General features: G+C 69.3%; 20 protein-coding genes and 1 tRNA gene. 9 read left to right on the top strand and 12 right to left on the bottom strand.

Annotated features, from left to right (window positions below; genetic code table 11):
* Positions 1–55: 55 nt before the first annotated feature.
* The 3 genes from GGR16_RS21005 to GGR16_RS20995 all read left to right on the top strand — a co-directional run bounded on the left by GGR16_RS21005 (position 56) and on the right by GGR16_RS20995 (position 3,867).
* On the top strand, positions 56–1,246 hold the full coding sequence (locus tag GGR16_RS21005) for a CobW family GTP-binding protein (RefSeq protein WP_210289653.1): 1,191 nt from the start codon (positions 56–58) through the stop codon (positions 1,244–1,246).
* Between the two features lie 114 nt (positions 1,247–1,360).
* Positions 1,361–2,605, top strand: a complete 1,245-nt coding sequence (locus GGR16_RS21000) for a GNAT family N-acetyltransferase (protein ID WP_183317947.1) — start codon at positions 1,361–1,363, stop codon at positions 2,603–2,605.
* A gap of 536 nt (positions 2,606–3,141) precedes the next feature.
* Positions 3,142–3,867 carry a hypothetical protein gene (locus GGR16_RS20995; protein WP_156332724.1) on the top strand — a complete coding sequence of 242 codons (726 nt, stop codon included), beginning with the start codon at positions 3,142–3,144 and terminating at the stop codon, positions 3,865–3,867.
* A gap of 231 nt (positions 3,868–4,098) precedes the next feature.
* Here GGR16_RS20995 and GGR16_RS20990 read toward each other — a convergent pair.
* A tRNA-Gly gene (locus GGR16_RS20990) sits at positions 4,099–4,173 on the bottom strand.
* Between the two features lie 238 nt (positions 4,174–4,411).
* Between GGR16_RS20990 and GGR16_RS20985 the strand changes: the two genes are divergently transcribed.
* From GGR16_RS20985 to GGR16_RS20975, 3 genes are all read left to right on the top strand, one after another.
* The gene (locus tag GGR16_RS20985; RefSeq protein ID WP_019403761.1) at positions 4,412–4,615 is read left to right on the top strand and encodes a hypothetical protein; all 204 of its coding nucleotides are present in this window, start codon (positions 4,412–4,414) and stop codon (positions 4,613–4,615) included.
* Positions 4,616–4,737: 122 nt separating this feature from the next.
* Positions 4,738–5,979: a GNAT family N-acetyltransferase gene (locus GGR16_RS20980; protein WP_246373225.1), complete on the top strand. Its 1,242-nt coding sequence runs from the start codon at positions 4,738–4,740 to the stop codon at positions 5,977–5,979.
* 5 nt (positions 5,980–5,984) lie between these two features.
* Positions 5,985–6,917: a cupin-like domain-containing protein gene (locus tag GGR16_RS20975; protein ID WP_019403759.1), complete on the top strand. Its 933-nt coding sequence runs from the start codon at positions 5,985–5,987 to the stop codon at positions 6,915–6,917.
* Positions 6,918–6,978: 61 nt separating this feature from the next.
* Here the strand turns inward: GGR16_RS20975 and GGR16_RS20970 are convergent, their stop codons facing one another.
* Positions 6,979–8,079: a 2'-deoxycytidine 5'-triphosphate deaminase gene (locus GGR16_RS20970; RefSeq protein WP_019403758.1), complete on the bottom strand. Its 1,101-nt coding sequence runs from the start codon at positions 8,077–8,079 to the stop codon at positions 6,979–6,981.
* Between the two features lie 84 nt (positions 8,080–8,163).
* Complete coding sequence (locus GGR16_RS20965) at positions 8,164–8,832, bottom strand: CDP-alcohol phosphatidyltransferase family protein (protein ID WP_053193569.1); 669 nt, start codon at positions 8,830–8,832, stop codon at positions 8,164–8,166.
* 105 nt (positions 8,833–8,937) lie between these two features.
* Between GGR16_RS20965 and apaG the strand changes: the two genes are divergently transcribed.
* Together apaG and argE are read left to right on the top strand one after the other, a co-directional pair.
* On the top strand, positions 8,938–9,330 hold the full coding sequence (gene apaG / locus GGR16_RS20960) for a Co2+/Mg2+ efflux protein ApaG (RefSeq protein WP_019403756.1): 393 nt from the start codon (positions 8,938–8,940) through the stop codon (positions 9,328–9,330).
* A 31-nt stretch (positions 9,331–9,361) separates the two neighbouring features.
* Entirely contained in the window at positions 9,362–10,522 is a 1,161-nt protein-coding gene (argE, locus tag GGR16_RS20955) for an acetylornithine deacetylase (RefSeq protein ID WP_053193565.1), read from the top strand.
* A 6-nt stretch (positions 10,523–10,528) separates the two neighbouring features.
* Here argE and GGR16_RS20950 read toward each other — a convergent pair whose 3' ends face one another.
* The 4 genes from GGR16_RS20950 to GGR16_RS20935 are packed head-to-tail and all read right to left on the bottom strand — an operon-like array spanning position 10,529 to position 14,247.
* Positions 10,529–11,149, bottom strand: a complete 621-nt coding sequence (locus tag GGR16_RS20950; protein WP_183317945.1) for a class I SAM-dependent methyltransferase — start codon at positions 11,147–11,149, stop codon at positions 10,529–10,531.
* Positions 11,139–12,119, bottom strand: a complete 981-nt coding sequence (locus GGR16_RS20945; protein WP_183317943.1) for an Hsp33 family molecular chaperone — start codon at positions 12,117–12,119, stop codon at positions 11,139–11,141. Before GGR16_RS20945 ends, GGR16_RS20950 begins: the two co-directional genes overlap by 11 nt.
* Positions 12,119–13,048, bottom strand: coding sequence for an ornithine carbamoyltransferase (argF, locus tag GGR16_RS20940; RefSeq protein ID WP_053193562.1), 930 nt, complete (start codon positions 13,046–13,048; stop codon positions 12,119–12,121). Before argF ends, GGR16_RS20945 begins: the two co-directional genes overlap by 1 nt.
* On the bottom strand, positions 13,048–14,247 hold the full coding sequence (locus tag GGR16_RS20935; RefSeq protein ID WP_183317941.1) for an acetylornithine transaminase: 1,200 nt from the start codon (positions 14,245–14,247) through the stop codon (positions 13,048–13,050). The genes argF and GGR16_RS20935 overlap by 1 nt, the downstream gene beginning before the upstream one ends.
* A gap of 371 nt (positions 14,248–14,618) precedes the next feature.
* Between GGR16_RS20935 and GGR16_RS20930 the strand changes: the two genes are divergently transcribed.
* Complete coding sequence (locus GGR16_RS20930; RefSeq protein ID WP_183317939.1) at positions 14,619–15,164, top strand: GcrA family cell cycle regulator; 546 nt, start codon at positions 14,619–14,621, stop codon at positions 15,162–15,164.
* 103 nt (positions 15,165–15,267) lie between these two features.
* Here the strand turns inward: GGR16_RS20930 and phoB are convergent, their stop codons facing one another.
* From phoB to pstC, 5 genes are read right to left on the bottom strand one after another with little or no spacing between them, the layout of a single operon-like run.
* A complete protein-coding gene (gene phoB / locus GGR16_RS20925) occupies positions 15,268–15,969 on the bottom strand; it encodes a phosphate regulon transcriptional regulator PhoB (protein ID WP_053193559.1) in 702 nt (233 codons plus the stop codon).
* A gap of 28 nt (positions 15,970–15,997) precedes the next feature.
* A complete protein-coding gene (phoU, locus tag GGR16_RS20920) occupies positions 15,998–16,717 on the bottom strand; it encodes a phosphate signaling complex protein PhoU (protein ID WP_019403748.1) in 720 nt (239 codons plus the stop codon).
* Between the two features lie 29 nt (positions 16,718–16,746).
* The gene (gene pstB / locus GGR16_RS20915; protein ID WP_026015413.1) at positions 16,747–17,565 is read right to left on the bottom strand and encodes a phosphate ABC transporter ATP-binding protein PstB; all 819 of its coding nucleotides are present in this window, start codon (positions 17,563–17,565) and stop codon (positions 16,747–16,749) included.
* A 32-nt stretch (positions 17,566–17,597) separates the two neighbouring features.
* Entirely contained in the window at positions 17,598–19,352 is a 1,755-nt protein-coding gene (pstA, locus tag GGR16_RS20910; protein WP_183317937.1) for a phosphate ABC transporter permease PstA, read from the bottom strand.
* On the bottom strand, positions 19,345–20,718 hold the full coding sequence (gene pstC / locus GGR16_RS20905; RefSeq protein ID WP_183317935.1) for a phosphate ABC transporter permease subunit PstC: 1,374 nt from the start codon (positions 20,716–20,718) through the stop codon (positions 19,345–19,347). Before pstC ends, pstA begins: the two co-directional genes overlap by 8 nt.
* Positions 20,719–20,791: the final 73 nt, after the last annotated feature.

Below are 20,791 nucleotides of genomic sequence, written 5' to 3'. Positions count from 1 at the left end.
TGACGCGACCGCCGGCACGGCCGGTGGCCCGCCAGCCATGCGGGACTTTCTTTCCATGACCGCTGCCCAGCCCGGCCGTCCGGCGCCGATCCCGCTCAATGTCGTCACCGGCTTCCTCGGGGCGGGGAAGACGACCCTGCTCAACCGGCTGCTGCGCGACCCGTGGATGGCGGACACCATCGTCGTCATCAACGAATTCGGCGAAATCGGGCTCGATCACCTCTTCGTCGAGAAGGTCGACGAGGACCTCGTACTGATGGCGGCGGGCTGCCTGTGCTGCAGCATCCGCGGCGATCTCGTGGGGACGCTGGAGGACCTCCTGCGCCGGCGCGACAACGGCCGCATCCGACCCTTCCGCCGCGTCGTCATCGAGACCACGGGTCTCGCCGATCCCGCTCCCATCCTGCACACGATCCTGCGCCACCCCTACCTGTCGATGCGCTATGCGCTCGACGGGGTCGTGACGCTCGTCGACGCTGTCAACGGCGAGGCGACGCTCGATGCGCATGAGGAGGCGGTGAAACAGGCCGCCGTGGCCGACTGCCTCGTCCTGACCAAGGCCGATCTGCTGCCGGAGGGCAGCCCGGACAGCCTGAAGCGGCTCACGGCGCGTCTTGCCGCCCTCAACCCCGCGGCGGACATCGTGCGCGTGGACGATGCCGCCGCGACCGCCGAACGCCTTCTCGACCACGGCCTCTACTGCCCGGATGGCAAGATCGGCGACGTCGCCCGCTGGCTCGGCGCCGAGGCCTTCGAGGAGGCGCATCATCATGGCCACGGGCACGATCACCATGGCCACCCTGATCATGACCATCATCATCACGACGATCACGGCCACAGCCACGGCCACCACCATCACGACGTCAACCGGCACGACGCGCGTATCCGCGCCTTCTGCCTGACCAGCGACCGGCCGATCCCGGCCCCCTCCTTCGACCTCTTTCTCGACCTGCTGCGCTCGGTGCACGGGCCCAACCTGCTGCGCGTCAAGGGCCTCGTCGCCGTGAAGGAGGAGCCGGAGCACCCGGTGGTCATCCATGGCGTGCAACATATCTTCCACCCGCCGGTGGTGCTCGACGCCTGGCCGGACGGGGACCGGCGCACGCGCATCGTCTTCATCCTGCGCGACCTCGACGAGAGCTTCGTCAGGCGCCTGTGGGGCGCCTTCGACGGCACGCCTGCGGTCGACACGCCCGATGCCCAGGCGCTCACCGACAATCCGCTCGCCATCGGCGGAAACCGCTGATCCTTCGGCGCGCCTTTCCGGCACGCCCCCTGCTATTGGGATGATCGACCGCTCCACGACGGCGACATCCGTCCCGCGACGGGACGCCAGGGGCAGAAGCGGGACAGGGCCGCCATGGAACCGAATGTCGTCCGTTTCAGATTCGGCGCGGTGATCGCCCCCGCCGGCTCGCCGCGTCCGTCCACGCCCGGCAAGGGCGAAAAGCCGTGCGATGCCGATGCGGGCAGTCTCGTGGTCGAGGAGCGCGCCGGCACCGAGCTCGGCGACATCGCCGAGGCCTGGGACGATCTCGCCCGCCGCGCGCTGGAGCGCAACGTGTTCGCCGAGCGGCCGTTCGCCCTCGCCGCGATGCAGCACCTCGCCGGGGCGCAGGGCACCTGCGCCGTCCTCGTCTGGCGCGAGCGCGACGCCGAGCGGCAGCTCGCCGGCCTCCTCCTGCTCGCCGCGCGCCGGCGCCTTGGCGCGCCCGGCCTCCTCCGCGGCTGGCACGTGCCGCTCTCGGGCCTCGGCACGCCGCTGATCGATGCCGATGATGGCGGCGCCGTGGCCGCCGCTTTGCTCGACCACCTCTCCCGCCGCTCACGCGCCGGCGCCGGCCTCGTCCTGCCGATGCTGGCCGCCGAGGGCTCGGTGGCGACGGCGCTTGCGGAGGCCGCCCGCACCCGGGGCCTGCCGGTGCACATGCTCGACCGGCACGAGCGCGCCGTCCTCAATGGCGGTCAGGATGCCGAACGGCTCCTGCACGCCGGCCTCAAGGCGAAGAAGCTGAAGGACCTGCGCCGCCAGCTGCGCCGGCTGGGCGACCACGGCCGGGTGCGGATCGAGGAAGCGCGTGACCCGCAGGGCGTGCGGGACGCGACCGAGGTGTTCCTCGGCCTCGAGGCCTCGGGCTGGAAGGGCGCGCGCGGCACCGCCCTCGTGCAGGACCACGGCACGGCCACCTTCGTGCGGTCCATGACCCGACTGCTGGCGCGCGAGGGACGCTGCCATGTCGAGACGCTCTCGGTCGACGAGATGCCGGTGGCGGCAGCGCTCGTGCTGCAGAGCGGCGACCAGGCCTGGTTCTGGAAGATCGCCTATGACGAGCGTTTCGCGCGCTTCTCCCCGGGCGTGCAGCTCACGCTCGCGCTGACCCACCGACAGTTGGCCGAGACCACCCTTACCCGCACGGATTCCTGCGCCATCGCCGACCATCCGATGATCGACCATCTCTGGCGCGAGCGCATGGCGGTCACGGATCTCTTCATCGGCCTGCGCCCGGCGGGCGACGCCCGGACCTGGACGGCCCTGCGCCTCGAGCTGATGCGGCGGGCGCTCCGCGCCGCGGCAAAACGCGCCTACCACAGGCTCAAATTGTGACTTCAACAGGCGGCCTATCCGGCATCGCACCAAGAGGCTGAGCTTGCGAATCTCAAGAGAGAAAGCTCACATGGCAAATATATTGCATTGCATTTGAACCACGAAACCTCTTTTCCCATTTTCCTAATAGCGGCCTACAACTTCATTGACACATACATGGATTATCATTTTGACCAGTTTATAGGCTTAGAATCATGGATCGCAGCCCGCCCGTCGGCCAGACGAGACCTCCCAAACCTACCCAGGCCTTCCAGGCGTCCCCCGAATTTCCGCCCCTTGTATTGCTTGCACCGGACATGCCGCATGAAAGTGGGCTGACCCCTCCTGTTTCACCGCCTGCCTATGGTCCTTCCCGGGATTTGAATGCGGCCTCGGGAGGCGAGAGGTGGCGGGCTGCCGAGATCTCGCCCGATCATCCGAGAGCGAGCAGGTCTCAGCCGGATGCATGGCGAGGGGCAGCCTTATCACCTGCGAGTGCCCGCGCGCCGTCGAGCCCGGCTGCGCCCAGCACGAGTCGGGCTCTCCTCGAACAGTCCATGCCCAATCAACAATTGCCCCGACAGGCGTCCCGTCCGTCGCATGCCTCGGCTGCGCCGGACCGGGTGGACCGGGGTATGCCGCATGATACTTCGCCGGAGGCGGCCGGAACCAGCGTTGCGGCTGCGATCCAGCGCGAACTCGATGCGTATGATGTGCAGCTTTCCCGAATACGTCCCATGCTGACGCATTTGGAACAAGCCATATTGGATAATCCGGAACAGAATAACAAAGAGCTCGCGCGCGCAAACAACGTCAGCGAACATACCGTTTGGGAGAGGCGACAAGCCTTTCTTCGATGCGGGCTTGTCACGGCAGCCGCTTACGGCGGAACTCAAGAGATCGGACCAGATCGCCAGAAGATCAGGGAAGGATTAAAGGAGCGCCCGTGGATCGAGTCGAAAGACCTCGCGAAGCGGCTCAACGTGAGCTATCCGCTGGTTCAATCCGAACGGCGCATCATGGAAAGAACGGACCAGTTCAGGTGGGCGTTGGGACTTACGGACGAGCCGCCAACGACGAGGCAGCGCCCCCCGTCCCAACCACTGCAGGTTTGGACAGTCACGCGGCCGGATGGAACGCTCGTCACCGTGCGACCCGAGGATCGGCAGGAAGTTCTGGATCGACTGCATCCGGGCACGACCACCTATGAACTTCTGGAGCCCCTCGAGCGCCGGTATGGCCCCATCGGCTACAGCATCCTCAACAAATGGCTTGGCCTCTAGGGTGCGCACCGGGCCACGGCATGGGAGGGAGCTGATCATCTCCGCGAAGGGACCGCAGCCGGAGCGCCGACAGCCAGCCCTGCTCTGAGCGCTGCGCAACAAGCCGACAGCCACTGCGGGTTTTCGGGACATTTTGTCCCGACCTGCCCGATCCAGATCCTCATGGCCCCGTTCCGCTCCGATCTCCACGAGAACGGGACGGGAGCCGGGGAATTAATTTCCTTGATTTTTTGGAGCGGGCGAAGGGAATCGAACCCTCGACATACAGCTTGGGAAGCTGTCGTTCTACCACTGAACTACACCCGCGAAGCCTGTGTGCGGCCTGTCGCGCATTCGTTCCAATGCAACGATGGCGACGCCTTTCCATAGCCGGTTCCGGCGCAGCTGTCACCATGGGGCTTCGTGGCGAGGGCAATACATCCCCGCTTTCCTTGCCCCGTTTCCTTGGCCGATTTTCTGGCCCAGCTTCCTGGCCGAACTTCCTGGCTCGGCCTCGTTGCGGATGGCGCCACGCCTCTGCCATGCTGCAGCCGGAGGTGCGCCGATGGACGATCCGTCCAATGTTCCGCCGGGCTGGGAGAGTCGCCGCGAGCGGCGTCTGTGGCTCATCGCCTACATCGTCATCGTGGTCGTCATCGGCCTCGGCGCCGCGCGACAGCTCTACAAGCTTTACGGCGCGCCCGCGTCGGATGTGCCGGATGCGCAGACGACCACAGATCCGCGGCCAGCCATCGACCACGCGCGCTGACGCCGAACGGCACTCCCGGCCTTCACGCCGGCACGATCCATGCAACAGCCCCCGTAGCCGGCCGCACGACGGCCGGACCCGTTTCGTGGTGGGACAAAAAGTTGCAGATCGGAACAGCCGGCATGACATCCAACGCCGCTCGTCGCTTGCAGGACATCCCCAAGAAGCCGCCCGCGGCGCGCGGCACCACAAGGCCTGTTGCGGGCCTCACAGCCGCCTCCGGCGGCCGTTTCGTCATCGAGCGGCGGCCCGTTGCAGGACTGTCTGACCTCGCGGAGGCCTGGGACGACCTCGCCCGCCGGGCGCTGGAGCGCAACATCTTCACCGAGCGCGCCTTCGCGCTCACCGCCGCGCTGCACATCGCCTCGGAACAGCACACCGGCGCGGTGCTCGTCTGGCGGGACAGCGGCCGTGAGCCGCGCGATCTCCTCGGCCTCTTCCTCGCCGACGGCCGGCGGATCGATGTACCCGGCGTGTCGCGCATGTGGCACATGCCGTTCTGCGGCCTCGATACGCCGCTGATCGATGCGGACGACGCCCCGGCCGTCGCCGGCGCGTTCCTCGACCACATGGCGGAGCGCGCCGCGCTGGCCGGCGGCATCCTGTTCCCGCTGCTTCCGGCGGAGGGGGCGGTGGCGCGGACGCTCACGGCCGCCGCCCAGGCCCGCGGCCTGCCGGTTCGCCCCTTCGACCGTCACGAGCGGGCCGTGCTCAACGGCGGGCACGACCCCGAGACGTTCCAGGCAGCGGGTCTGCCGAGCAAGAAGCTGAAGGAACTGCGCCGCCAGCTGCGCCGGCTCGGCGACCTCGGCGAGGTGCACATCGAGACGGCGAGCGAGCCGCAGGCCGTGCGCGACGCCACCGAGATGTTCCTCGCGCTCGAGGCGTCCGGCTGGAAGGCGGAACGCGGTACGGCCCTGCTGCAATCCAACGGCACGGCCACCTTCGTGCGCACCATGACGCGGCTGCTCGCCAGCGAAGGCCGCTGCCGGGTCGTCATGCTGCGCGCGGGCGCGACACCCGTCGCCGCGGGCCTCCTGCTGGATGCCGGCAGCCACAGCTGGTTCTGGAAGATCGCCTACGACGAGCAGTTCGCCCGCTTCTCGCCCGGGGTTCAGCTGACGCTGGCCCTCACCCGGTCCCAGCTCGAGCGCCCGACGGTGGAACGCACCGATTCCTGCGCCATCGCCGACTATCCGATGATCGACCACCTGTGGCCGGAACGGATGGCCGTCGCCGATCTCTTCATCGGCCTGCGTCCGGAGGGCCACGGCCTCCCGGCCGCCGTCGCCCGCCTCGAGCACCTGCGTCGCCGCCTGCGCGGCGCGGCCAAGCACGTCTACTACCGCCTGAAGGGATACTGACAGCCATGATTGCCGAGATCACCGCCACCGAGGCCGACTTTTCCAGCCGCTTCCCGCGCGAGCCCTTCGCCACGCGCCACAATCTCGCCGACCACCCGCTGTTCTCGCTCACCACGCTCGCCCGCCTCGCCAAGACGCTGCCGCGCGACCGGGTGGAGTATAACGCCGGCGATGTCGCGCCGGGCGTCAAGCCGGAAGACGTGCCGACGCTCGACATGCCGGCCGAGGAGGTCGTGCACCGCATCGAGCAGTGCAACGCCTGGATGGTGCTGAAGCGCGTCGAGGTGGAGCCGGCCTATCGCGCGCTCCTCGAGGAGGTGCTGACCGGCGTCGCCGAGAAGCTCGGCCACGGCTCCCTGGAGGAGGCAGGCTTCCACGACATCCAGGGCTTCGTCTTCGTCGCCTCCGCGAATGCGACCACGCCCTTCCATGTCGACCCGGAGGAGAACTTCTTCGTCCAGATCCGCGGGCCGAAGTTCTTCCACATCTTCGACAACCGCGACCGCTCGCTGCTGAGCGACGAGGAACTGGAGATGCTGCCCTCCAAGCACCGCAACAAGCGCTACGACCCGCGCCACGAGGAGAAGGCGCAGGTCTTTTCGCTCCAGGCCGGCGACGGGCTCTTCGTGCCTCACCTGTGGCCGCACTGGGTGCGCACCGGCGACGGCCATTCCGTCTCCATGGCCATCACCTGGAAGTCGCCGCGGGCGGAGCGTCTCAACACCCTGCTGCGCGCCAACGGCCTGCTGCGCAAATATGGGTTTCCGCAGCCCGCGCCGGGGACCAGCCCGCTGATGGACGGCGTGAAGGTCGCCGCCTACCGGGCCATGCGCGCTGTCATCGAGCCGCTGCGACGCTCGGAGGGCATGCGCCGCACCCTGCGCGGCCTGGTCTTCGGCAAGCAGGCGAATTACTACTATGGTGAGAAGAAGGCCTGATATCACAGCCCCGCCGGCGGCGCGGCCTCCGCGCCGCGCTCCGGCGCCACAGGCCGGCCGGTCACACGTCCATGACGAAGTGCTTGGAGAGCTTCAGCCCCTGCGCCTGATAGTGCGAGCCGGCGCCGGCGCCGTAGAGCACGGCCGGGCGGGCGGCCATGCGCTCGTAGACGAGGCGGCCCACGATCTGCCCGTCCTCCAGGATGAAGGGCACGTCGCGCGAGCGCACCTCGAGCACGGCGCGGGCGCCCGAGCCGCCCGCCCCGGCATGGCCGAAGCCGGGATCGAAGAAGCCCGCGTAGTGCACGCGGAACTCGCCGACCAGCGGATCGAAGGGCACCATCTCGGCCGCGTAGTCCGGCGGCACGTGCACGGCTTCCTTGGAGGCGAGGATGTAGAACTGGCCCGGATCGAGGATGAGCTCGCCCTGGCCGCCGGCATAGAGCGGCTCCCAGAAGGCGCTCGCCTGATAGGCGCCGGGCCTGTCGACATCGACGAGGCCAGTGTGGCGCTTGGCGCGATAGCCCACGAGGCGGCGCTCGCCGAAACCGGCGAGGTCGACGCTGACGGCGACGCCGGCCTGGATCGAGGGCTCGTGCGAGGTGACTACCCGCTCCTCCTCGTGCAGGGCCGTGAGCTCCGCATCGGTCAGACGGCAGGCGCCGTGGCGGAAGCGCAGCTGCGACAGGCGCGAACCCTGGCGCACCAGCACCGGGAAGGTGCGCGGCGAGATTTCGGCGAACAGCGCCCCCTCGTAGCCGGCGTCGATGACGTCGAACTCACGGCCGTGGTCGGCGATGACGCGGGTGAAGACGTCGAGGCGGCCCGTCGAGCTCTTGGGGTTGGCCGCGGCGGCGAGCCCGGCAGGCAGCGCAAGCCCCTCCTGCAGCTCGGCGATGTAGACGCAGCCCGTCTCGAGCACGGCCCCGCGGGTCAGGTCGATCTCGTGCAGGGAGAGGCCCGCGAGCCGCTCGCGCACCGAGCGGCCGCGGCCGGGCAGGAAGCTCGCCCTGACACGATAGGCCCGTGCGCCGAGGCGCAGGTCGAGGCTCGCCGGCTGGATCTGGTCCCCGTCGAAGGCCGCCGCGGTGCGGATGACGCCGGTCTCGGCGAAGGCGGCGATCGTCTCTGCAGGCTGGATGCCGGGAACGAGCTGGACCATGAAACCTCGCAGGAACCTCGCGGGACAAACGGACAACGCCCGATGAGCGGGCGCACCGTGATTAGCGCGCTTTCACCGCAAAGGCTATGGCCGCGCGTGATCGTCCCGTTCCGGCGGGGAAAAGCCCGGAGCGCGCCCCTGCGGGGCATCGCGAAAGCGGTGCCAGCCGACGAGCCCCCGGCCGAGGGCCGTCGCCAGCGTCATGGCGGCAAACGCGTAGGCGATCACCGGAAAATGCTGCGGCAGCGCCAGCATGAGGAGGAAGGCGAGGATCGTCTCGGTACCCTCCGCGAGGCCGGCCGTGAAATAGATGGATTTCACGCCGCGCGCCTCGGTCTCCCATCCCCGCCGGGCCGCCACCGCCGCATAGGCGAGGAAAGTCGCGCCGTTGACGTAGAAGCTGAACAGAAGGGCCGCCGCGGCGAGCGCATTGGCGTCGGGATCGCGCAGCGCGAAGGCGAGCGGGAAGGCGCCGTAGAAGGCGAAGTCGCAGACGATGTCGAGAAAGCCGCCGCGGTCGGTGCGCCGGCCGGCCCGCGCGATCGCCCCGTCGAGGCCGTCCGCGAGGCGCCCGGCGAGGAAGAGAAGGGCGGCAAGGACATCGAGCCGCAGGACGACCGCTGCCGCGCCGGCAAGCCCGGCTGCGAAGCCCGCGAGCGTCACCGCATCGGCCGCAACGCCGGCGGCGGCCAGCCGCCGGCCCGCGACGGCGAGCGGCGGGTCGATGACACGGCGCATGATCCCATCGAGCATGTCGTGCTGCCTCCCCGGCGCGCGGGGCGATTGACGCTCGGCCCCGTTAGCGCTTACCACGCCGGACGGGGCGTTGTCCGTTTGCGACGTTCACGGAGCTGCGAGATGTACCGGGCCGAAACGAAGGGAATTCGCGTCACTGTCGAGCCGCGTTTCCTCGAGGACGAATCCTCGCCGCGCGAAAGCCGCTTCTTCTGGGCCTACACGGTCGAGATCGTCAATCTCGGCGCCGAGACCGTGCAGCTCAAGACGCGCCACTGGACGATCACCGACGGCGAGGGCCGCTCCCAGGAGGTGCACGGCCCCGGCGTCATCGGCGAGGAGCCGATCCTCGAGCCGGGCGAGAGCTTCACCTACACCAGCGGCTGCCCCCTCTCGACGGCCCACGGTACGATGACGGGCTCCTACGACATGATCACGCAGCGCGGCGAGCGTTTTCCCGTGGATATCCCGCTGTTCCCGCTGGACAGCCCCTATGTGCGGCGGGTCATGCATTGATCCTTCGCAGCAGCAACCGATCGGGCCCCGCATGACCGGCACGCGCCTTTCCCCTCTCGACATGCTGGCGCGGCTCGTCGCCTTCGACACCGAGAGCGCCAAGTCCAACCTCGCGCTCGTCGAATTCGTCGCGGCCTATCTCGACGGCTGGGGCGTGCCGTACATCCGCCTGCCGAACGCCACCGGCGACAAGGCGGCGCTGCTCGCCACCATCGGCCCGGCCGTGCCCGGCGGTGTCGTCCTCTCCGGCCATACCGACGTCGTGCCCGTGGCCGGCCAGGCCTGGACGAGCGATCCCTACAGCCTGCGCGTCGCGGACGGGCGCGCCTATGGCCGCGGCGCGGTGGACATGAAGGGCTTCTGCGCGCTGGCGCTCGCCCTCGTGCCCGAGTTCCTGGCCGCGGATCTCAAGCGGCCGATCCACATCTTCCTCTCCTATGACGAGGAAACGACCTGCCTCGGCGTGGTCGACGGCATCGCCTGCTTCGGCAAGGACCTGCCGCTGCCCGGCGCCGTCTTCGTCGGCGAGCCGACGGGCCTCGAGGTGGCCGATGCGCACAAGAGCGTCGTGACCTTCGAGACGCAGGTGCACGGCGTCGAGGCGCATTCCTCGAAGCCCGAGCTCGGCGCGAGCGCGGTCATGGCCGCCTGCGACCTCGTGGCGGAACTCAACCGCATGGCCGAGGACTTCGTGGCGCGCGGCGACGCGTCCGGCCGTTTCGACCCGCCCTATACGACGATCCACATCGGCACCATCGCCGGCGGCACGGCGCGCAACATCCTCGCGCGCAACTGCACCTTCCACTGGGAGTTCCGCGGCCTGCCGGATCTCGACCCTGAGGAGATCCCGCGCCGCTTCGCCGCGGTATCCGAGACGGTCCTCGCGCGCATGCGGCGCACGGCGCCGGCGAGCCGCATCGAAACCCTGTGCGAGGTCTCCGTTCCCGGCCTCAGGCCCGACACAGGCTCGGCCGCCGAGACGCTGGCGCTGCGCCTTGCCGGCCGCAACCGCACCATCACCGTGCCCTTCGGCACGGAGGCCGGGCACTTCCAGAACGCCGGCATCGCCACCGTGGTCTGCGGGCCGGGCACCATCGACCGGGCGCATCAGGCGGACGAGTACATCACGCTCGCGGAACTGGAGGCGGGCGCCGCCTTCATGCGCGACCTGGCGCGCAGCCTCGCGCAATAGGCGGCGTCAGCCACGCCGCTTGCGGAAGGCGAGCTTGGTCCAGCTCACGCCCGGCTGGCTGAGCTTGCTCGGGACCTGCGCCCGGAAAACCTGCTCGAAGCCGTGCCTTGCGGCAAGGGCGACGGTCTCGTCGCCCGTCACCGCGAACATGTGGCGGCCGGGCGGCACCGGGCCATGGCGCAGGGAGAGGACGAGGAGGCCTCCCGGCGCGACCAGATTGCCGATCACGGCCATGGCGGCCTCGCGCTCCGCCGCATCGAGATGCATCCACACCGCGGTCATGGCGACGACGTCGAAAGGGCCCATCGGCCGCAGCCCCGCGAGGTCCGGCAGACAATCGTCGAGCCAGGTGATGGCGACATCGCGGTGCAGTTCCTCGCCGCGGCTGCGCATCTCCGCCGTCGGCTCCACGGCGACGACCTCGTGGCCGAGGCGGGCGAAGCCCGCCGCGTCCCGGCCCGAGCCGGCGCCGATATCGACGACGCGCGCCGGCGCGGCCGGCAGCAGGTGCAGGATGTCGGCATGGTTGTCGAGGAACGACAGGCTCTCGTAACGGGCCACCAGCACCTCGGCGTTCTCGCCATAGCCGTCCGTGCCCCGCGGACGTCCGCGATCGTCAGCCGGCATCGGCTTCCTCCGCGACATCCGCCGGGTCGATGTCGTAATGGCGCGAGCAGAATTCGCAGGTGATGCCGATGCGGCCGTCGTCCCCCACCATGTCGGCACGATCCTCGGGCGAGAAGCGCTTGAGCATGGCAAGGATGCGGTGGGACGAGCAGCGGCAGCTCTCCTCGACCGGCTGCGGCTCGAAGACGCGCACGCCGCGCTCGTGGAAGAGGCGGTAGAGCAGTTGCTCGCGCGTCAGCGTCGGATCGAGCAGCTCGTGATCCTCGACGGTGGAGACGAGGAGCTTGGCCTCGACCCATGCATCGTCCTCGTCCGGCCCGGCCGCCGGATCGTGCCCCTCGGGCGCATCGCCGGGGTCCAGGTCCGGCTGGCGCATCCGGTCGGCCGAGCGCGGCAGGAACTGCACCATGAGGCCGCCGGCCCGCCAGGCATGGTCGCCGCCGCCCAGCGCCTCGCCGACGGCGAGGCGCACGAGCGTCGGGATCTGCTCGGACTGGCGGAAGTACTGGTGCGCCGCCTCCTCGAAGCTCTGCCCCTCGAGCGCCACCACGCCCTGGTAGCGGTTCATGTCGCCGCCCTGGTCGATGGTGAGGGCGAGATGGCCGTGGCCGATGAGGTCGCCCGTCGCCGTCGCGCGCTCGGCGATGGCCGCCTCGAGGCGCCCGGCATCGAAGCGGGCGCAGGCGCGCAGCCGGCCCGGCGCATCGAAATCGACGATGACCATGTCGATCGGCCCGTCGCTGCGCGTCTGCAGCTGGAAGCGGCCGTCGAGCTTGAGCGCCGAACCGAGCAGCGCCGTCAGCACCACGGCTTCGCCGACCACGCGCGAGACGGGGGCGGGATAGTCGTGGCGCGCGATGATCGTGTCGACGCTCGTCCCGAGGCTGGCCACGCGGCCGCGCACGTCGAGCCCCTCCACCGCGAAGGGCAGGACGCGGTCGTCGCCGGCCGGCGACGCAGCCATGTCCATTACGCGATTGCTCCCAGACACCAAGCCAGAATACCCTTTTGTGCATGGAGGCGGTTCTCCGCCTCGTCGAAGACGACCGAAGCCGGCCCGTCCATCACCTCGTCCGTCACCTCCTCGCCCCGGTGCGCCGGCAGGCAGTGCATGAAGATGGCGCCCTTGGCAGCGGCGCCCATCAGCTTGCCGTTGACCTGGTAGGGCTTGAGCAGGTTGTGGCGGCGGCCCTCGTCCTCGTCGCCCATGGACACCCAGCAGTCGGTCACGACGGCATCGGCGCCGTCCACCGCCGCGAAGGGATCGCTCGTGACATTGACGCGCGCGCCCTCCCGCCGGGCGAAGGCGATGACCTCCTCGGGCGGGGCGAGCTCCGGCGGGCTCGCGATGTTGAGCGTGAAATCGAGCCGCGCCGCGGCGTGCACCCAGGAGGCGAGCACGTTGTTGGCATCACCCGACCAGGCGACGGTGCGGCCCTTGATCGGGCCGCGATGCTCTTCGAAGGTCAGCACGTCGGCCATGATCTGGCAGGGATGCGAACGCTTCGTCAGCCCGTTGATCACCGGCACGTCGGCATGGCGGGCGAGCTCCAGCATCGCCTCGTGGTCGAGGATGCGGATCATGATGGCGTCGACATAGCGCGAGAGGACGCGCGCCGTATCGGCGATGGTCTCGCCGCGGCCGAGCTGCATCTCCTTGCCTGTCAGCATCAGCGGCTCGCCGCCGAGCTCGCGCATGGCGAGGTCGAAGGACACGCGCGTGCGCGTCGACGGCTTGTCGAAGATCATCGCCAGCACCTTGCCGGCGAGCGGCTTCTCCTTCGGCGGCTGGCCCTTGCGGCGCCCGGCCTTCAACGCCGCGCTGGCGTCGAGCACCTGGCGCAGATCGCCTTGCGTGAAATCGGTGAGGTCGAGGAAGTGACGCACGGAGCCGCTCATCACGCTGCTCCCTTCTCGGCCGAGCGGGCGGCCTCGACGGCGGCGGCGGTCGCCTCTAGGCGCTCCAGCGCCTCCCTCACCTCGGCCTCGCCGATGGTGAGCGGCGGCAGCAGCCGCACCACGTTGTCGCCGGCGCCGATGACGACGAGCCGGTTGGCCCGCGCCGCATCGACGAATTCCGTGTTCGGCACGGCGAGCTTGAGGCCGAGCATCAGCCCCTCGCCGCGCACCTCGGCGATGACACCGGGATGCCTGTCCTTGAGCGCGGCAAGGCGCTGCTTCAGGAGCAGGCCGGTCTGCGCCACCTGATCGAGGAAGCCGGGCGCCAGCACCACGTCGAGCACCGCATTGCCGACCGCCATGGCGAGCGGGTTGCCGCCGAAGGTGGTGCCGTGCACGCCATAGGTCATGCCGCTCGCCGCCTCGGCGGTGGCGAGGCAGGCGCCCATGGGGAAGCCGCCGCCGATGCCCTTGGCCACCGCCATGATGTCCGGCGTGATGCCGGCCCATTCGTGCGCGAAGAGCTTGCCCGTGCGGCCGACGCCGCTCTGCACCTCGTCGAGGATGAGGAGGAGGCCCCGCTCGTCGCAGAATTTGCGCAGGCGGCGCAGCGCCTCGGGCGCAACGGCGCGGATGCCGCCCTCGCCCTGGATCGGCTCGATGAGGATGGCGCCGGTCTGCGGGCCGACGACGGCCTCGAGCGCCTCCCAGTCGCCGAAGGCGACCTGGTCGAAGCCCTCGACCTTGGGGCCGAAGCCCTCGAGATATTTCTTCTGGCCGCCGGCGGCGATGGTCGCCAGCGTGCGGCCGTGGAAGGCGCCCTCGAAGGTGACGATGTGGAAGCGCTCGGGCTGGCCCTTGGACGAATGGTAGCGCCGGGCCATCTTGATGGCGCATTCCAGCGCCTCGGCGCCGGAATTGGTGAAGAAGACATTGTCGGCGAAGGTGGCATCGACCAGCCGCTGGGCGAGCCGCTCGCCCTCGGGGATGCGCACGAGGTTCGACGTGTGCCAGAGCTTGCCGGCCTGCGCGGTCAGCGCCTCGACGAGATGCGGATGGCAATGGCCGAGGGCGTTGACTGCGATGCCGGCGCCGAAATCGAGGTATCGCTCGCCGCTTCGCGTCACGAGCCACGCGCCCTCGCCCTTCTCGAATTCGATGTCGGCCCGCGCATAGGTCTGCAGAAGCGGCGAAGTCACGTCTCTCGTCTCCGCGATGAGGCACCGGCCTGCCGCCGGACGCCTCGGATTTTCCCGAAAATCAAAGTGCCGCCCGGGCAGGGGCGGCACCGTCCACAATTTTAGATGGGTCACGGAGCCTGTCAATTCAATCGCATTGATACGATCGATCAGCCGGCGCCCGATTGCTGTCATGATCTTGGGGAAAACGCAGATCGGCCGGCGCGAAGCCTTGCTCGCGCCTTCCCTCATATTGTAGTTTCCGAGCCACAGACCACGACATATCGTGTGGCCAATTCCCTATCGGCGCTACCTGCAGCAGGATGCGACGAGGCGAGAGCCTCTTTCGCGCTTCCCTTGCGCGCGCCGAGACGAGCCGGGCGGAGAGAGCGATGAGCGATCAGAGCAATACCTGGAGCGACGAGCGGGTGGAGCTGCTGCGCAAGCTCTGGACCGAGGGCCTCAGCGCCAGCCAGATCGCCGCCGAGCTCGGCGGCGTGACGCGCAATGCCGTCATCGGCAAGGTGCATCGGCTCGGCCTCTCCGGCCGCGCCAAGTCGGCGGCCCCGGCGGCATCCCGGCCACGCAAGGCGGCGCCCACACGCAGCCTGAGCCATCCCATGGCGCAGCCGTCGGGCCAGACCGTCGTGCGCGGCAACACGGCCCTCGCCGCAGCGCCGGAGCTCGAGACCGAGGCGGTGCCGCAGCAACAGTTCCAGCCGCAGGAAGAGGTGGTCGTGCCGCTGAGCGAGCGCGTCACCATCATGGAGCTGCGGGAAGCCATGTGCCGCTGGCCGATGGGCGACCCGACGACGCCGGACTTCCGCTTCTGCGGCGCCCGCTCCCTCCTCGGCATGCCCTATTGCGCGCACCATGCGCGCATCGCCTACCAGCCGGCGGCGGACCGCCGGCGCGAGAAGAAGGTGATGCGCTCCTGAGCCTCGCAGCGGGCTTCAAGATAAACGAAAGGCCGGGGCGGCGACGCTCCGGCCTTTTTCTTTGATGGCGAGGAAGCGGACGGGCGGCCGGCACCGCCGCCCCTCACTCCGCGTGCGAAAAGGTCTCGTCGAAGGAATAGCCGGCGCCACGCACCGTGCGGATGGGATCGGGCTTGCGGGCGCGGTTGATGGCCTTGCGCAGGCGGCCGACATGCACGTCCACCGTGCGCTCGTCGATGTAGACGTCGTGGCCCCAGACGCCATCGAGCAGCTGCTCGCGCGTGAACACGCGGCCGGGGCTCTGCATCAGGAACTCGAGCAGCTTGAACTCGGTGGGGCCGAGGTGCAGCTCGCGGCCGGAACGGCGCACGCGACGGGTCTCGCGGTCGAGCTCGATGTCGCCGGCCGTGAGGAGGGTGGCCACATGGCCCGGCTTGGCGCGGCGCAGCAGCGCGCGCACGCGCGCCAGCAGCTCCGGCACCGAGAAGGGCTTGACGACATAGTCGTCCGCGCCGGTGGCGAGGCCGCGCACGCGCTCGCCCTCCTCGCCGCGGGCGGTGAGCATGATGACGGGCAGCCGCTCGGTCTCGCGCCGGGCGCGCATGCGCCGGCACAGCTCGATGCCGGACAGGCCCGGCAGCATCCAGTCGAGCAACACGAGGTCCGGGACCTGCTCGCGCAGGCGCACCTCGGCCTCGTCGCCGCGGGCGACGGCGTCGACGGTGTAGCCTTCGGCCTCGAGGTTGTAACGCAGGAGGAGTGTGAGCGGCTCTTCGTCTTCGACGATGAGGATACGAGGTCCCATCGGTCCTTCCGTTACGCGTGATCGACGCTTACTGCTGGCCGGCGACCGGCACCGTGGTGAAGCTCGACTCGTCGCTCTTCGGCCGCTCGGCGGCGAGCGGCTTGCCGGTGACGAGATAGTGGATGGTCTCGGCGACATTGGTGGTGTGGTCGCCGATGCGCTCGATGTTCTTGGCGAGGAACAGGAGATGCGTGCAGAAGCTGATGTTGCGCGGATCTTCCATCATGTAGGTCAGGAGCTCGCGGAAGATCGAGGTGTAGAGCGCGTCGATGCGGTCGTCGCGCTGCCACACGTCGAGCGCGCGGGCCGTGTCCTTCTGCGCATAGGCGTCGAGCACGTCCTTGAGCTGGGCCTGCACGAGGTCGCTCATGTGCTGCACGCCGCCGACGATCTTCTGCGGCTGCATCTCGTTGCTGATGGCGACGACGCGCTTGGCGGTGTTCTTGGCGAGGTCGCCGACGCGCTCGATGTCCCCCGCCACGCGGATGGCGGAGACGATCTCGCGCAGGTCCACCGCCATCGGCTGGCGCTTGGCGATGGTGAGCACGGCGCGCTCCTCGACGTCGTGCTGCAGGGCGTCGAGCCGCTCGTCGACGGCGATCACCGCCTGGGCGAGGGCCGCATCGCGCCGCACCAGGGCCATCGTCGCGTCGCCCAGCATCTTCTCGGCGATGCCGCCCATCTCGGCGATCTTGCTGCGCAGGGTGTCGAGCTCGACGTCATACGAGCTGACGATATGATCGGTCATCGTCGGCAATCCTTGTTCCTGCGGCGGCCTCAGCCGAAGCGCCCGGTGATGTAGTCCTGCGTCCGCTTGTCCTGCGGGGCCGTGAAGATCTGTTCCGTCGATCCTTCTTCCACGAGCTTGCCCAGGTGGAAGAAGGCCGTGCGCTGCGAGACGCGCGCCGCCTGCTGCATCGAGTGCGTCACGATGACGATGGTGTAGTTCTCGCGCAGCTCGTCGATCAGCTCCTCGATCTTCGCGGTGGCGATGGGATCGAGCGCCGAACACGGCTCGTCCATGAGGATGACCTCGGGATTGACGGCGATGGCGCGGGCGATGCAAAGGCGCTGCTGCTGGCCGCCGGAGAGGCCGGTGCCCGGCGAGGTGAGGCGGTCCTTCACCTCCTCGTAGAGGCCGGCGCGCTTGAGGCTCATGGTGACGACCTCGTCGAGGTCGGCCTTGGAACTGGTGAGCCCGTGGATGCGCGGCCCGTAGGCGACGTTCTCGTAGATCGACTTGGGGAAGGGGTTCGGCTTCTGGAACACCATGCCGACCTTCGCCCGCAGCTGCACCGGGTCGAGGCCCCGGTCGTAGATGTCGCTGCCGTCGATCTCGATGCGACCGCTGACGCGGCAGATCGGGATCGTGTCGTTCATCCGGTTGATGCAGCGCAGGAAGGTGGACTTGCCGCAGCCGGACGGGCCGATGAAGGCCGTCACCGCCTTCTCGGGAATGTCGATCGAGACATCGTGCAGGGCGTGCTTGTCGCCGTAGTAGACGTTGACGTCCCGGGCGACGACCTTCGTCACCGCCTCGTCCGCGGCTTCGGCCGCCGTGGCCTTGGCCAGCTCGATGTTCGGCATCGTCGTCATCATAGAGAACTCCCTTCGGCTCGGGACGCGGCTCACCAGCGGCGCTCGAAGCGGCGGCGCAGCAGGATGGCGAGCCCGTTCATGATAAAGAGAAAAGCGAGCAGAACCAGGATGGCGGCGGCCGTCTTGGCCTGGAACAGCGGCTCCGGCAGGTCCGACCACAGGTAGATCTGCACCGGCAGCGCCGTCGCCGCGTCGGTAATCGAGCCCGGCACGTCGACGATGAAGGCCACCATGCCGATGAGGAGCAGGGGCGCGGTTTCGCCGAGCGCATGCGCCATGCCGATGATCGTCCCCGTCATGATGCCGGGCATGGCGAGCGGCAGCACGTGGTGGAACACCGCCTGCTGGTGCGAGGCGCCGATGCCGAGCGCTGCCTCGCGGATCGACGGCGGCACCGACTTCAGGGCGGCGCGGCTCGCGATGATGATCGTCGGCAGCACCAGGAGGGCGAGCACGAGACCGCCGACGAGCGGCGCCGAGCGCGGCAGGCCGAAGAAGTTGAGGAACATCGCGAGGCCGAGCAGGCCGAAGACGATCGAGGGCACGGCCGCGAGATTGTTGATGTTGACCTCGATGAGATCCGTCAGCCGGTTCTTCGGTGCGAATTCCTCGAGATAGACAGCGGCGCCGACGCCGATCGGCAGGCACAGGACCAGTGTCACCAGCATGGTCAGCGCCGAGCCGATGAGGGCCCCGAGGATGCCCGCCTGCTCCGGCTCGCGGCTGTCGCCGGAGGTGAAGAAGCGGCTGGCGAAATGCGACGCGACCATGCCGCGCTGCTTCAGGTCCTCGAGCCAGGCGACCACCTGGTCGTCGAGGCGGCGGTTGGCCTCGGGCTGGGTCAGGGTGAGGATGTCCCACCGGCCGGCGGCCACGGCGTCGGTGTTGGCCAGCGGCACGAGCACCGTGCCGCGTGCCTCGGAGGCACTGATCTCGGTCAGCTTGACGATGCCGCCGTTGATGAAGACGAGCTTCGAGGGCAGGTCTGCCGTCAGCCGCTCGGGCGCATCCGCCGCGGCAGCGCGCGCTTCGGCGGCAGCGGCTTCACCCTCGAGGTCGGCGATGCGCCTCTGAAGGGCCTCGCGCTGGTCGCCGCTGACATCGGCCGCCGCGGCGGTCAGCCGCGCGGCCTCGCGGCGGTCGGCGGCCGCTTCCTCGCGCAGGCTCTCCTTGACCTCGGCGAGGGCGCGGGCGAAGTCGGGGGCCGAGCTCGTCAGCACCACGTCCTCGCCGTCGAGCGTCACCTGCGCCTGCCCCTGGCCGGCGCTCTCGCGCCGCCCGGTCATCAGGCCCTTGAGATAGAGGTCGGCCGCGTCGTCGAACAGCGCCTCGATCGTCACCGGCTGGCCGATGACGGCGGGATCGGCCAGCACCCGATCGCGCAGCGTCATGGCCGCACCGGAGGACAGGAGGTCGTTGTTGAGCTTGCGGCGCAGGGCACGCGTCGTGACCTGCGGGAAGAGCTCCTGCAGGCCCGCGCGCAGCACCGCGTCGTAGTCGCCGCTGCGCAGCGCCTGCGGATCGGTCGTGCCGTCGCTGGAGACCTGCTCCAGCGTCGGCGTCACGGTCATCGTCAGGCGATATTCGGTGAAGGCCGGCATCGCCTTGACGACGACGTCGCTGATCAGGACGACGAGGAAGATCGCCGCGAGCGCGATGGCGCCGATGCCATAGGCACGGAACCGTGCCTCCGCGGCGTGGCGCCGCCTCAGCCGCGCCTGGGCCTCGTCCGAGGAGAGACCGAACCGACGGGCGCCTGGAGGGGGTGCAGCAATGTCAGTCATATTGCTCTCGGTATTTGCGGACGATGCGCAGGGCGATGATGTTGAGCGCCAGCGTGAAGAAGAAGAGCACGAAGCCGAGGGCGAAGGCCGACAGGGTCTTGGCGCTGTCGAACTCCTGGTCGCCGACGAGCAGCGTCTTGATCTGCACGGTGACCGTCGTCACGGCCTCGAGCGGATTGAAGGTGAGATTGCCGGCGAGGCCCGCCGCCATGACGACGATCATCGTCTCGCCGACGGCCCGCGAGATGGCGAGCATGAGGGCCGAGACGATGCCGGGCAGCGCGGCCGGCAGCACGACGCGCTTGATGGTTTCCGACCGCGTCGCGCCCATGCCGTAGGAGCCGTCGCGCAGCGACTGCGGCACGGCGTTGATGACGTCGTCCGACAGGGACGAGACGAAGGGGATGATCATGACGCCCATGACGAGGCCGGCGGCGAGCGCGCTCTCCGACGCGACGGAGAGGCCGAGCGTTTCGCCGACGCTCTTGATGAAGGGCGCCACGGTAAGCGCGGCGAAGAAGCCGAACACCACGGTCGGGATGCCGGCGAGCACCTCCAGCACGGGCTTGGCGACGGCCCGGACGCGCGGTGTCGCGTATTCGGACATGTAGATCGCCGCGAAGAGGCCGACCGGCCCTGCGACCATCATCGCGATCAGCATGATCAAGGTGGTGCCGGCGAAGAGCGGCACGGCGCCGAAGGTGCCGGACTGGCCGACCTGGTCGGCCCGGATCGCCGTCTGCGGCGACCACTGCAGGCCGAAGAGGAAATCGTACCAGGGATAGCGTGCGAAGAAGCGCAGCGTCTCGAACAGCACCGAGAAGACGATGCCGACGGTCGTCAGGATGGCGACGCCCGAGCAGGCGATGAGGACGACCTTGGTGACGTGCTCGAAGCTGTTGCGGGCGCGGAAGTCGGGCGCAAGGCGCCGGCGGCCGAAGGCAAAACCCGCCGCCGCCCCGGCAAGGCCGAGGACGAGGAGCGCCACCTCCGCCTCCGTGCGCGCGCCCGAGTAGGCGTCGGCCGCAACGGCGATGCCGGGATCGGGCGTGCCCGCGAACTGGCCGAGGGCGACGAGGCGCGCCTCGCGCAGGCGCCCTTCCTGTTCCAGCGCGTTCTGCGGCGCGAGATCCGCCGGCAGGGCCGCGAGCGTGCGCGCCTCGACGTAGCGCGGCGCAAGCGGCGTCCACACCGCGAGGGCGACGAGCATCGGCAGGACGCAGAGCGTGGCCAGAAACAGGCCGTGATAGACGGGCAACGAATGAAGCCGCGCGCCGCCGCCTACGAACGCACGCCCCCTGGAGCGCCCGAAGGCGAAGGCCGCCAGCGCGACGGCGACAATGAGCAGGAAGAATAAGCTAACCATCTCCGCCCCCGGGAGAGCAGCGGCAGGAGGCCGCGTCGGCGACGGGCTCTACCGCATTTTGACGGCAAAACGA

This window comes from Chelatococcus caeni (assembly GCF_014196925.1).
Classification (GTDB): Bacteria; Pseudomonadota; Alphaproteobacteria; order Rhizobiales; family Beijerinckiaceae; genus Chelatococcus_A; species Chelatococcus_A caeni.
The sequence above is the reverse complement of the archived record's forward strand: the minus strand, read 5'-3'. Positions and strand labels throughout refer to the sequence as shown.